Origin of the sequence: Tenacibaculum aquimarinum, from assembly GCF_022478115.1 — a bacterium.
In the GTDB taxonomy this organism is placed as follows: Bacteria; Bacteroidota; Bacteroidia; order Flavobacteriales; family Flavobacteriaceae; genus Polaribacter; species Polaribacter aquimarinum_A.
In genome coordinates, this window is the sequence record NZ_JAKGSC010000001.1 from 522,615 (window position 1) to 536,717 (window position 14,103).

At 31.2% G+C, this 14,103-nt stretch carries 10 protein-coding genes; 1 reads left to right on the forward strand and 9 read right to left on the reverse strand.

Going from position 1 to position 14,103, the window contains the following annotated elements; all coding sequences use genetic code 11:
* Positions 1-156 precede the first annotated feature (156 nt).
* The 5 genes from L1S33_RS02530 to L1S33_RS02550 form a co-directional block, all read right to left on the reverse strand.
* Entirely contained in the window at positions 157-1,530 is a 1,374-nt protein-coding gene (locus L1S33_RS02530; RefSeq protein ID WP_240561101.1) for an OmpA family protein, read from the reverse strand.
* A gap of 106 nt (positions 1,531-1,636) precedes the next feature.
* Positions 1,637-2,830: a glycine C-acetyltransferase gene (gene kbl / locus L1S33_RS02535; RefSeq protein ID WP_240561102.1), complete on the reverse strand. Its 1,194-nt coding sequence runs from the start codon at positions 2,828-2,830 to the stop codon at positions 1,637-1,639.
* A gap of 48 nt (positions 2,831-2,878) precedes the next feature.
* Positions 2,879-6,019: a UvrD-helicase domain-containing protein gene (locus tag L1S33_RS02540; protein WP_240561103.1), complete on the reverse strand. Its 3,141-nt coding sequence runs from the start codon at positions 6,017-6,019 to the stop codon at positions 2,879-2,881.
* Between the two features lie 118 nt (positions 6,020-6,137).
* Positions 6,138-6,974, reverse strand: coding sequence for a ZIP family metal transporter (locus L1S33_RS02545; protein ID WP_072556238.1), 837 nt, complete (start codon positions 6,972-6,974; stop codon positions 6,138-6,140).
* Complete coding sequence (locus L1S33_RS02550) at positions 6,971-7,627, reverse strand: metal-dependent transcriptional regulator (RefSeq protein WP_240561104.1); 657 nt, start codon at positions 7,625-7,627, stop codon at positions 6,971-6,973. The genes L1S33_RS02545 and L1S33_RS02550 overlap by 4 nt, the downstream gene beginning before the upstream one ends.
* 88 nt (positions 7,628-7,715) lie before the next feature.
* Between L1S33_RS02550 and L1S33_RS02555 the strand changes: the two genes are divergently transcribed.
* Positions 7,716-10,031, forward strand: coding sequence for a TonB-dependent receptor (locus L1S33_RS02555; protein WP_240561105.1), 2,316 nt, complete (start codon positions 7,716-7,718; stop codon positions 10,029-10,031).
* A 9-nt stretch (positions 10,032-10,040) separates the two neighbouring features.
* Here L1S33_RS02555 and L1S33_RS02560 read toward each other — a convergent pair whose 3' ends face one another.
* The 4 genes from L1S33_RS02560 to tyrS all read right to left on the reverse strand — a co-directional run bounded on the left by L1S33_RS02560 (position 10,041) and on the right by tyrS (position 14,084).
* Positions 10,041-10,952 carry a metallophosphoesterase gene (locus L1S33_RS02560; protein WP_240561106.1) on the reverse strand — a complete coding sequence of 304 codons (912 nt, stop codon included), beginning with the start codon at positions 10,950-10,952 and terminating at the stop codon, positions 10,041-10,043.
* Between the two features lie 50 nt (positions 10,953-11,002).
* Positions 11,003-12,040 (reverse strand): transporter family protein, encoded by a 1,038-nt coding sequence (locus tag L1S33_RS02565; RefSeq protein WP_240561107.1) that lies wholly within the window; start codon positions 12,038-12,040, stop codon positions 11,003-11,005.
* Positions 12,041-12,117: 77 nt separating this feature from the next.
* Positions 12,118-12,435 carry a hypothetical protein gene (locus tag L1S33_RS02570; RefSeq protein WP_240561108.1) on the reverse strand — a complete coding sequence of 106 codons (318 nt, stop codon included), beginning with the start codon at positions 12,433-12,435 and terminating at the stop codon, positions 12,118-12,120.
* A gap of 341 nt (positions 12,436-12,776) precedes the next feature.
* Positions 12,777-14,084, reverse strand: a complete 1,308-nt coding sequence (gene tyrS, locus L1S33_RS02575; RefSeq protein WP_240561109.1) for a tyrosine--tRNA ligase — start codon at positions 14,082-14,084, stop codon at positions 12,777-12,779.
* Positions 14,085-14,103 lie beyond the last annotated feature (19 nt).

Below are 14,103 nucleotides of genomic sequence, written 5' to 3' on the forward strand. Positions count from 1 at the left end.
TTAAGTTATTTAATTTATTTTGTGAAGTTTACCTTCACTTTTTGCGGTGCAAAGGTAGATTTTTTATGACAATATAAAAAGTGTTTTCAATAGTTTTTATATATGAAAAAAGCCTCGCAAATGCGAGGCTTTTAAAATATTATAATCTAATTAAAATTACTTGTTAGTAACTCTAACTTCAACTCTACGGTTATTAGCTCTACCAGCTCTTGTTGCATTAGTATCGATTGGAGAATCTTCTCCGTAACCTACTGCAGACATTCTTGAAGAAGAAACACCATTACTAGATAAGTAATTCATAACAGCATTAGCTCTTCTGCTTGATAAACTCATGTTAGTAGAATTTCTACCTTGACTATCAGTGTGCCCTTCAATTACGAAAGTTGCATTTGGATAATCTCCCATGATTTTTGCAATTCCATTTAATGTTTCAACAACTCCTGGTTTGAAAGTAGTTTTACCTGTATTAAATAAAATAGTTCTTGCAAAAGTTTTTAATTCTGCTACAGCTGCGTCAGTAATTACTGGCTTAGCTTCAGGACATCCGTTATTAGAAGCAGGACCTGCTACTTTAGGACATTTATCATCTTTATCAAAAACTCCATCTTTATCAGTATCTGCCCAAGGACAACCACCGTTTGAAGCTGGACCAGCTACTTTTGGACATTTATCTGAAGCATCAGCTACACCGTCTCCATCAGCATCTGGACAACCTTTCATTGCTCTTGTTCCTGCTACTGTAGGACAAGCATCAGCTGAATCTTTAATTCCATCACCGTCAGTATCAGGACAACCATTCATAGAAGCTAAACCAGCTACATTAGGACAAGCATCTTCAGAATCTTTGATTCCGTCTCCATCAGTGTCAGGACAACCATTAAACTCAGCTAAACCAGGTGTTTCTGGACAAGCATCGTCTTTGTCATAAATTTTATCTCCATCGGTATCTTTACCACCAAATTTAAATACTACACCTACAGAATGTTGAAAAACATCACGCCCAGTATTTTCAAAACCGTGCTTATATACTGATTGGAAGTTTAAACCTAAGTTATCATTAAACCAAGTGTTAAACCCTAAACCTCCTACTAATACACCGTCTCCGTTACCATCTAATTCTTGGTAAGCTCCACCAACACCTACATAAGGATCAAACCATGCAGTCTCTCCAAAAAGGTTGTTTAAGTCATATTTTACAAAAGCATCAAAAGACCAATATAATGCATCTGCATCATCTGTAGTAACAATTGTACTTAACTTGTTTAAAGATCCAGATACTTGTAAAGTAAATCCATCATTTAAATACTTTTCTGCTGAAATTCTTGAAATTGATGGCAATGTGTTACCTGCCCATTCAGTTGTTCCAATGTAATCTTCTAAGATAGTACCAATGTTATCAGTGTAAGCTCTTACGTCTACAGTATTAACACCAAAACCTACTACCCAAGGGTTGTTTTCATCTTGTGCGTTTACATTACCAACAGTTAGCATTGCAAACATAGCTATCACAGCCAATTTTAATCGTTTCATTATCAAATTTTTAAATTAAAAGTTCGTTTTTATAATACGCAAAAGTAAGTTGTTAAAACTTATCTACAAAGACAAATATAAAAAAACTTACAATAAAATTACTTTTTTATACAATATTCAGTTCTTTCCCCACCTTTACAAAAGCTTTAATTGCCTTGTCTAAATGGCCTTTTGTATGCGATGCAGATAATTGAACACGTATTCTAGCTTTCTCTTTAGGCACAACTGGAAAGAAAAAACCAATTACATAAATTCCTTCTTCCAATAATTTATTTGCCATTTCTTGAGAAAGTTTTGCATCATATAACATTACAGGTACTATTGCTGCATCTGCTCCAACTAAATCGAAACCTGCTTTTTCCATTTCTGTACGGAAATAATTAGTATTCCACTCTAATTTATCACGTAACGAAGTGTCATTAGAAATTAAATCGAATACCTTTAACGCTCCTCCTACCAAAGATGGTGCTAATGAATTTGAAAATAAATACGGACGAGAACGCTGACGTAAAATTTCTATAATTTCTTTTTTCCCTGTTGTATAACCACCCATTGCACCTCCTAATGCTTTACCTAAAGTTCCTGTAACTATATCAACACGATCCATTACGTTCTTTAACTCTACAGTTCCACGACCTGTTTTACCTATAAAACCTGTTGCATGGCATTCATCAACCATTACCATTGCATCGTATTTGTCTGCTAAATCGCAAATTTCATCTAATTTGGCAACAATTCCATCCATAGAAAAAACACCATCAGTAACAATAATTTTAAAGCGGTGATTTTGTTTATTCGCTTCAATTAGTTGTTCTTCTAATGAAACCATGTCATTATTATCATAACGATAACGAGCCGCTTTACACAAACGAACTCCATCTATAATAGAAGCATGATTTAAACTATCTGAAATAATTGCGTCTTCTTTTGTTAATAACGGCTCAAAAACACCTCCATTAGCATCAAAAGCTGCTGCATACAATATAGTGTCTTCTGTTGTGTAAAAATCTGCAATTGTTTTTTCTAATTTCTTATGTATATCTTGTGTTCCACAAATAAAACGTACAGAAGACATTCCAAAACCATGAGAATCCATTGTATCTTTTGCTGCCTGAATTACTTCCGGATTATTAGATAACCCAAGATAGTTGTTTGCACAAAAGTTAATTACCTCTTCTCCAGTTGAAATTTTAATTACTGCATCTTGAGAAGATGTTATAATTCTTTCCGACTTATATAACCCAGCATCTTTAATTTCCTGGATTTCATTTTTTAAAGTATCTTTAATTTTACCGTACATTTTTTATCAATTTTAAAAAAACAAAGTTACAAAGTTTCCTTAATTTGACTATACTTCAACAACATCAATTTCTTCATTAATATATATGAGTAGTTTTTTATCAACTTTAAAATTCATCGATTTTAAAACTTGCTCGTATTTTAATAACTGTTGATGATAGCTTTTTGATGGTTTACCTGTTTTATAATCGATGATAATGGCTTCATTTTCTTTATTGAAAACCAATCTGTCTGGAATAATAAGCTGCCCATCAATTGTAACAATTTCTCTTTCATTAAAAACACTAACTTCTTCTGAAAAATATTCTTTTAATTGATTATGGTTTACAATCTGCTTAATACTTTTTTCAATTTCTGATGCATTTTCTTGTTGAAGTTCTCCTTGGTTTATATATTGATTTACTACTTTTTCAACATCATCTTTTGTGATAATTTTTGACATCATTTCGTGAATTAAATTCCCAAAATCTATTGCCTTTCCTTGTTCAGTATTCCATAGTTTAGAAGCACTTGCCAGCATAACAATATTATGATCTTGCCAAGGCGAAGAAATAAAGGTTTCTTGCACTTCAGTAATTGAATCTTCCTTTTTAAACTTACTTATTCTTTTAAAATCGCCAAAAGAATATTCTAATTCATCATCATTCCAAAGTTGATTTTTCTTTAAAAAATTGATAAAAATACCCGAATAAAAATTATGGTTTTCTTCTTTAGTTTTACCTTGAAGTTTCTTCTCCGTAATAATATGTAATTGCTCCACAGAACGTGTTAAAGCAACATATAATAAATTAAAATTATCTAACTCCAACTCTTCTCTTTGTTGTTGAAAAATCTCAGCACCACGATCATTTACATATTGTAAATCCTTAGTATAAGGCACCAATAATTCTTTGAATCCATCAAAAGTTGGTGGCAATTCATTTAACCAAACCTTTGGATCTACTTGTCTATAAATATCTAAATCGTACGGAAAAATAACTACTGGAAATTCCAAACCTTTCGATTTATGAATGGTCATTACCTGAACAGCATTGGAATTTTCTGAAGCAACAATACTTAAACTCTTCTTTTTAACTTCCCAAAAATCTAAAAACTCCTGAATATTTGTTCCTTTTCTTTGTTGATCTAAAACAACATCTAAAAAAAACTGCACATACGCATCAGAAGAATTTACCAAATTAAAACTTCTAATTATGGTTTCTACTTTTTCGTAAAACGGAATTTGCTGAAAAGCATTTAAATCAAAAGAAACACCATAGCTTTTTAATTCATCAAAAATTACAGCAATCTCTTTCTTAGCAAATTGATGCAAAAATTCATCTTTACTAACCGAAACCAATAAATGTTCCTGCAAAAAATGTAACATTTCGAAACGCGCTTCCTCATCTTTTGGATGCTGAATTACCTGTAAAACATTTATTAAAAAACTAACTTTCTCACTGTTTTCTAGCAACAAACTATCTGGAGAAATTACAGCAATTCCGTTTTCAGATAAAAAACTTGCAACTGCAATTCCGTCTTTCTTTTTACGTGTTAAAACACAAATTTCATTCAATTGAAAATCGCCTTTTAGAGTATTAATTCGCTCTAAAACTTTTCTTTGGTATTTTAATTTTTCATCTTCTTTTTCATCTTCTTTCTCTAAAAATGAAAGTGAAACAAATCCGCCTTTTTTTGAATTTTCTAACTGTTTATTTCCATCTAAAAACAACCTATTATAACTTTCGTTTTGTAAAAATGCTGCTGTATGTTGAAAGAATTTATTGTTAAAATCAATCACTTCAGAATAACTACGGTAATTGGTTTCTAACGTTTTTGTATCCTTCGGAAGTAAAAAAGGGTTTACTGAATTTTCTTCCTCAGAACCTAAGTCTATAAATTGCTCTGCTTTACCGCCACGCCAACGATAAATGGCTTGTTTTCCATCGCCAACCAACAATAAATTACTGTTTTCTTGCGCGAGTGCATTGTCAATCAGCGGAATTAAATTTTGCCATTGCAACACAGAAGTATCTTGCATTTCATCAATAAAATAATGCATAAAACGTTGCCCAATTCGCTCATAAATAAAAGGCGCTGGTTGGTCTTTTATATTATCTGAAATAAGCTGATTAAACTCTGCATTTAAACGAAGATTATTATCTTCTTTTATAGTTGTTAATTCGCTATTAATATTATTTAAAACAGCTAACGGAATTATACTTTTTAAGGCCAACTTATTCAGAAGAAATTGCTGATGTAATTCTTTTAACTGATTGAAAAAAGCAACAATTTGTGGAACAATACCTTCTATCGACGCTACAACATCTTCACTTGCTGTTTTATTATAATAATGATTATTATCTATGGCTTTTTGAATAGTTTCACTTCGTTTTATAAAATCGAACGTGAAATTTTTTATTGCCACATCATTAAAGAATTTTGGAACTGTACCTCTTGTAAAATCTTTAGCTTCTAGGTTTGCATTTTCAATTAGTTGTAAACAATCTTCACCTATTTTTTCAAAAGAAGTTTTTAATTCTTGTTGATGTTTAGACAACCGTTTTTTTAAATTTGTAAAGTCTTCTAAACTTTTATCAGCTAATTCTCTAAAATGCTGATTATCATCTTCATTTAATAAAATTCGAGCAAATTCATATAATTCTTTAGAAACATCCCAAGATTTATCATCGTCTGCTTTATCTAGCGAAAAATCGATTAATGTTTCTGTTAATTTTTTATCGGTTCCTATTTTAGAAATAAGCACATCAACAGCTTCATTCAACAAAGAAACTGCATCCATTTCAACTTCAAAATTGAGCGATAAACCCAAGTCAAAGGCAAAACTTTTGATTATTTTATGCGTAAAACTATCAATTGTAGTAATTGAAAAAGCGGAGTAATTCTGTAAAATTGCATCTAAAACTTTCTTGCTTCTTTCTGTAATTGTAGCAGCATCTAACGAAGTTTCTTCGAGAATTTTTGGATATAAATCGGTTTCATTTCCTTCGGAAAACGCTTGTAAATTTTCCATTACACGCTCTTTCATTTCACCTGCAGCTTTGTTGGTAAAGGTTATTGCCAACACTTTTTGAAATCGGAAAATATCTTCAGATTGTAGTAAAATCTTTAAATATTCTTTAACTAGTGTAAAGGTTTTTCCACTTCCTGCGGATGCGTTATATACTTGAAAAGTTGAAGGTTGTTGCACAGCGCTATTTTTATTGCAAAATAATCTTTTTGGAAGCATGAGCCAAAAATCAAGACAAAAAGAAAAGCAGAATTTCAATTAAGAAATTCTGCTTTAAATATTTAATAACAAATGAATTTTAACCTAATCCAACATCTAAAGACATCATTACTATAAATCCGCCAATAAAACCAAGTGTGGCAATATCTGTATATTTATCTCTTTGCGTTTCTGGTATAACCTCTTCAACAACTACAAAAATCATTGCTCCTGCTGCAAATGCTAAAGCATATGGTAAAATTGGTGTAAAAAATGAAACTGCTAATGCTCCTAAAACTGCTGCAACAGGCTCTACAATTGCAGATAGTTGTCCGTACCAAAAACTTTTAAACCTACTTACACCTTGTCTTCTTAATGGCATTGCAACAGCAAATCCTTCTGGAAAATTCTGAATTCCAATACCAATTGCTAACGAAATTGCAGCGATTATCATTTCAGTTTGCTCTACACCAACTAAAGTTGATGCTGCTCCAAATAAAACTCCAACAGCTAAACCTTCCGGAATATTATGCAAGGTAATTGCTAATACTAATAAAGTTGTTTTGTGCCATTCTGTTTTTACACCTTCTGCCTCTTCTTCCTTAAAATTAATGTGTAAATGCGGTAGAATTTTATCCATTCCAAAAAGCGCTAAAGCTCCTAAACCAAAACCAATTGCCGAAGGAATAACCTTCATAAAACCTTCTCCTGGACTATTTTCAATTGCAGGTGCCAATAAGCTCCAAAAACTTGCCGCAACCATAACTCCACCAGTAAAACCAAGCATTCCATCTAAAACTGCGCGATTCATTTTCTTAAAAAAGAACACTAAACTTGCTCCTAAAGCTGTTAATCCCCAAGTGAAAAGCGAAGCATATAATGCTGCCCAAATGGGATTTTCTTTGGCAAAATCGACTAATTGATCAAATGTACTCATTGTTTTTTAATATATAAATTGTTTGCTATTTTGTTTGAAATAGATAATTTCTTATCATTTATTTTTATTGATAAAGAGTCATCAAAAGGCTCTTTTTCTATAATTGTTATTTGTTGCCCTAAAGCAATACCTTGTTTGTCTAAAAAACGTAAAAATTCAGAAGAAGAATCGTTTACACCAACTAAAATTCCGATTTCACCTTTAGTTAAAACTGACAATAAACTTTTTTCAATAGTTTGTAAATTCCCATCTTTATCTGGAATTGGATCTCCATGTGGATCATGCGTTGGAAAATCTAACAAAGCATCTAACTCATCAATTAATTTTTGTGATTTAATATGCTCTAATTGCTCTGCAACATCATGTACTTCATCCCAAGAAAAATTTAGTTTCTCAACTAAAAAAACTTCCCACAAACGGTGTTTTCTAACAATATATGCAGCCGTTTTCTTTCCAAAATCCGTTAATGTTACACCTTGGTATTTCTTATAAATAACCACTTCTTTATCAGATAATTTTTTAATCATATCTGTTACTGAAGACGCTTTAGTATCCAATTTCTTTGCAATAGCATTGGTGCTAATTCCTTTTTCTGAAATTGCAGCTAAATGATAAATTGCCTTTATATAATTTTCTTCCGATTGTGTAAACATTACTGCAAATATATAACTTTTTGATTTATAAAAACATATTTTTAGATAAGTCTAAAAATTATTTTACATTTGTAAAAATTAAATTTAAATGAATAAGTTTTTTACAGCATTCTTACTATTATCTGCTTTTGTAAACGCACAAACAATAAAAGGAAAAATAACAACTGCAAATAGTGGTGATTTACCTTTTGCAAACATTGTTGTTAAAGGTTCAATAAACGGAACTACAGCTGACGAAAACGGATTGTACGAACTAAAAACCAAAAAAAATAAAGTTGTTTTAATAGTTTCTTCTGTTGGGTTTTTATCTCAAAGGAAGACAATAACTTTAAACACTAACGAAGTTAAAACAGTAAACTTTTCACTAAAAGAAACTGCTGAAATATTAGATCAAATAACGGTAACCGGAACAAGAACTGATAAAAGAAGAACAAAATCTCCCGTAATTGTAAACATTATAAACTCACAAACATTAGCTGATGTGCAGGCTTGTAATTTATCTGAAGGTTTAAAATTTCAAACGGGTTTACGTGTAGAAACAGATTGCCAAACGTGTAATTATAAGCAGTTAAGAATGAATGGTTTAGCTGGAGGATATTCGCAAATTCTAATAAACGGAAGGCCTATTTTTAGTCCGTTAACTGGTTTGTATGGTTTAGAGCAAATTCCCGCAAATATGATTGATAGAATTGAAGTTGTTCGTGGTGGCGGTTCTGCTTTATACGGCTCAAGTGCTATTGGCGGAACTGTAAATGTGATTACTAAAATTCCGAAGCGAAACGATTTTAGCGTTGGTTATACATATCAAAATATTAAAGGAACTTCGGATCATATTTTTGCAGGAAACGCAACTGTTGTTAATGATGATAGAAATGCTGGAATCTCCTTTTTTGTAAACAATAGACATCGAAATTTATATGACGCAAACGGCGATAATTTTTCGGAATTACCTGAATTAAAGAATACTTCTTTTGGTACAAACTTGTTTTTCCTTCCAACGGAAAATCAAAAAATAGAAGTTAATTTTAGTAAAATGAATGAATACCGTTATGGTGGCGAAATGGTTGAAGGTGCTCCGCATTTTGCTTTTCAATCTGAAGAAAGAACACACGATGTGTATGTTGGTAATATTGATTATCAAATTAATTTTAATGACGAAAAAAGCTCATTAATCACATATTTAGCAACACAATATACAGGAAGAGAACATTATACCGGTATTCGTCCAGAGGAAGAAACTGCTGAAGATTTAGACCATTTAGCTAATCCGCCATATGGAACTTCAGAAACTACAACATTTCAAGGTGGCCTTCAACTAAATCATAAATTAGATCAATTTTTGGGTGGAAATAATGTGCTAACTTTTGGTGGAGAATTTGTACAAGATGATGTTTTTGATGTAATTGAAGCTTATCAATATAAAGTAGATCAATTAACTCAGAATATTGGAATTTTCTTCCAAAGTGATTGGGAAATTACCGAAAAATGGAATTTATTAGCTGGAGCACGTTTTGACAATCACACCTTAAACAATAGAGCAATTAACAAAGAAGTAGTTAATAATGTTATTAGTCCGCGAGTTTCTTTACTTTATAAACCGTTTGAAAAAACACAACTTAGAGCAACTTGGGGAACTGGTTTTAGAGCTCCACAGGCTTTTGATACCGATTTGCATATTGCATTTGCAGGTGGCGGAATATCAAGGGTTCAATTAGCGGAAGATTTAGAAAGAGAACGCTCTAATAGTTATAGTTTATCTTTTAATTATGACAAACCAACCGAACATTATATCTATGGTTTTACTATTGAAAGTTTTTACACCAAATTAGACGATTCTTTTATTTTAGAGAATATTGGAACAGATTCTTTTGGTGAATTATTCGAAAAAAGAAATGGAGACGGAGCAACCGTTAAAGGAATTGCTTTAGAAGCGCGTTTAAATTACGATGGAATTTTGCAATTAGAAAGTGGTTTTACATTTCAATCAAGTAAAAACGCTTCACCTGTTCAATATTCAGATGCTTTAAATCCGAAAAATGAATTTCTAAGAACACCTAACAATTATGGTTTTGCAACATTAACCTATTCGCCAAATCAAAAATTTAAAACCGCTTTAAACTTAGTTTATACAGGAAAAATGGAGGTTTTACACGTAGCTTCTCCACAAAATTTAATTGCTGATGCATATTTTACTTCTCCAATTTTTACGGAAGTCGGAATTAAATCGAGTTATAATTTTAATCTTCCGAAGTTACAAACCAATTTAGAATTGTCTGCGGGTGTAAAAAATCTGTTTGATAGCTACCAATCTAAATTTGATATTGGAAAAGAACGTGATAGTAATTTTATTTACGGACCTGCAACGCCAAGAACTATTTTCTTCGGAATAAAATTTGGGAGTTAATAAAGTATATTATTTTTTCATATTAAAGTAAGTAGAAAGTTCTTTTGGACCTTCAAGATTAGTTCTTTTAATATGCATTTTTCCATCATTATCGCTTTCTAAATGCCATTTTATTAACGTAATTTGATTGTTTTCAATCTCTAAACCAGTAATACATCGTGGATGCACACAACTACCGTCATTAAAATGAGGTAACTCGTCAAAATTTGGAAACCTTGGTCTGTGTGTATGACCTGTAATTACCATTTGATTATTGTTTCTTTGAATCCATTTTTCAATTTTACGCTCAACTTTAATTAGTTCTTTAAAGTTTTGAGCAGGACTTGTTGGGTCTTTTATTCCAATTAATTGTAAAGGTCTCCAAACAAATCGCACTAAAAATCTACTTAATTTCCAAAAAACGTAATTAAACCAATCTGCTTGATGGCCGTGCATTAAAAATATAGATTCTTCTTCTGTCTTTTTTAAAATAATTGCTTCAGAAAAAGAAACATTTACCATCAATTCTTTCTTTTTTTGTTCAGAAAAACTATAGTAAGAAGCAAGGTTTTTTTCTACATTTTTAGGATTTCTATAATCCATATCGTGGTTTCCCCAAATAAAATGAAGCTGATTTTTAGAGTGAAACTTCTTTAAAACACCAAAAACATCTTTATTAGCTTCAAAAATATCTGTAAACTTATTTTCCCAAAGTTCGTCTCCATCACCTAATTCTATATAAGTGAAATCCTTTTTTAAGTATTGCTCAAGAGCAAACACAAAAACTTCTCTATTATGCTTAAAATCGTCTGCAAAACCATTATTTCCTCTGTGGCAATCGCTAAACAACACATATTTAGAACCTTTATTTAAAGGAAGTGTTTTTGCTTTTTTAAACGCTCTATTTATTCTACTATTGGAAGACATAACCCAAAGATGCATAAAAAAAGCGAGGTTATAAAACCTCGCTTTTTAAAAATTTCTATAAAAGATTACAACGCATATTGTAAACCAACTGTTATCGTTTCTTTTTGTTCTAATTGAATTCCGTTAACATCTTGATATAATGGTGTTGCATATTCAAATCCAAGTCTAAAACCTTTTAAACTTCCTTTTGGTGCATATAAATTAAACCCTAAACCACCGTTTATAAAAGTTCCTCCAGAATTTGTAGTATCTGCTGTTGTTACCATCATCGGATTTAAATTAGGGTTTGCTCCATCAATTTCATCAACAATTAAACCCTGTAAACGTGCAGAAAAACTTAACCAATCGGCAGTTTTTACAGCAAACCAATTGTTTAATTCATACTTATTACCTAGAGAATAATCGTAAGAATTATCGCCAAAACGTACTGTAGCTTTTAATTGATTTCCCCAAGAAATAGTTTCTTTTTGCCCTAAATATGTTACACCAAATTCTGTATCAAAAGTTCCGCTTCCTAATTGCATAGGATATGGTAATTGAACTTCATTTGGAGAACTCATTGGTGTTACATCCATTTCTTCAATACTTCCTGTTGGTAAAGAAAAGTTTAAAGATCCATGTAAAGATTGTCTGTTTTTATTTAAGAACTTATAAATCATTCCTAATTTTAAATCTCCAAAACCAGAAGATGATGTTGAAAACGGAACAATATTACCCATCATTCTCATTTGCAAATCCATATCGTTCTCTGTATACATTGCCATTGCAACTAAAGTAATTCTATCGGTTGGCGCGTACATTGCTCCTAACATGTGCATTTTCATTGGCATCTCTAACGGTGTTACCATATATCCAGCATCATGAGCTTCAGTATTAGATATCGCATCAGAACCAGAAAGTAATCCCTTCATGTTCATACTCATATAACGATAAGAAAACATAATACCACCTTTACTGTGGTAATGATCTCCCATTACAGATACTGGTGCATGACCGTCTGGTCTATTACCTTTCCAATTAGTTAATTGTTTTTCTTCTTTTTCTTGTGCTATAATTAAGGTTGATAGGAATACAAATATCCCTAAAAAAATAAATTTTTCCATTTGTAAAATTTTAAGTTTTTTATGCGTGTTTCTAATCAACTTATAAAAGTTGATTGATTAAATACAGATATATAAACTTAAACTGTTGGTGGATGAAATACTGAAGATGTATATAAAAAAGAATAATTCTTAGGAGTAAGATGTTTTTCTTTAGTTTGAAAAAGAAATGATGAATGTTCTTTAATTTGAAGTAAAATAACAAAACCAACTGGATATTCTTCCATAGAAACCCTTAATGCTTTTCTATCTTCTTCTTGTTGATTTTCTAGCTTCTTCATTAAATAACACTTACCATTACATTCCATTTCTGGAACATCTTTATTAATACACAAAACTTTAGCAATATAACTATAGTTTAAAGCATATTCTACAAAAGGTGTTATTGGCTTTAACATTGCTATTAAATATAGCAAAACAAAAAAATATGTTGTAAGTTTTAGCTTCAAAAAGAAGTTTTAAAATTTAGTGCAAAAATACTTTACTTATAAAAAGCTTGCAAGATAAAAATTTAATTATTTATTTTTATTTATTCTAAATAAGTATTATTTTTGCAGAGAATTATGATTATCTTTTATAAAGAACATACTGCAGTTAAAAATATTCTTTCGCTTTCTTCTTGCGAAGCGTCTTGTGCTACCAATTGCATAAAACCAAAAGGTTCTTGTTGCAATAAGTACAAAAAAAAAGGCATCAACTGTAAGCGATGCCCTTTAACTTTTAATGTAAAAATTGCTTCTTAGCTATTTACTTTTAATAAGAAATAAGTCTTTTTTCCGCGTTGTAACAAAACATATTTATCTGCTATTAAATCTTTAGAAGTAATAACAAAATCTTCTTTTACTTTCTCTTTATTTACCGAAACAGCATTTTCTTTTAAGGCTCTACGAGCATCTCCGTTAGACTTTAAAAAGTTAGTTTTTGCTGCTAAAGCACCAATCATATCTAAACCTTCTGCAATATCCTCTTTAGAAACTTCCGCTTGCGGAACACCATCAAAAACATCTAAAAATGTTTGCTCGTCTAAAGATTTTAAATCTTCTGAAGTAGATTTTCCAAATAAAATATTAGACGCTGCAATAGCTTTATCTAGTTCTTCTTTAGAGTGTACAAATGTTGTAACCTGTTCTGCTAATCGTTTTTGTAAAACTCTAACATGTGGTGCTTCTTTGTGCTCTTCAATTAAAGCTGCGACAGTCTTTTCATCTAAAAAAGTAAATATTTTGACATACTTTTCTGCATCTTCATCAGAAGTATTTAACCAAAATTGGTAAAATTTATATACTGATGTTTTTGAAGCATCTAACCAAACATTTCCGCCTTCAGATTTACCAAATTTAGAACCATCTGACTTTGTAATTAATGGACATGTCATTGCATAAGCCTTAGCTTCTTCACCAACATTCATTCTTCTTACAAGTTCTGTTCCTGTGGTAATATTTCCCCATTGATCAGAACCTCCCATTTGTATTTTACAATTGTGCGCTTTATATAAGTGGTAAAAATCGTATCCTTGAATTAATTGGTATGTAAATTCTGTAAAACTCATTCCTCCAGATTCTTCTCCAGAAATACGTTTTTTCACAGAATCTTTTGCCATCATATAGTTTACGGTAATTCTTTTACCTACATCACGAGCAAATTCTATAAATGAAAAGTTTTTCATCCAATCGTAATTATTTACTAAAATTGGAGAGTTAGCAGTACCATTATCAAAATCTAAAAAACGGGCTAAGGTTCTTTTAATTCCATCTACATTTTTAGCTAATGCTTCTTCATTTAATAAGTTACGCTCATCAGATTTTCCTGATGGATCACCAATCATACCTGTTGCTCCACCTACTAAAGCAACTGGTTTATGCCCAGCTCTTTCTAAGTGAACTAATAAAATAATTGGCACTAAACTACCAATGTGTAATGAATCTGAAGTTGGATCAAAACCAATATAGGCTGCAGTCATTTCTTTTTGCAATTGCTCTTCGGTTCCTGGCATCATATCGTGAATCATTCCACGCCAACGTAATTCTTCAACTAAATTCTTTGTCATCTTGGTATATTTTAAAAGC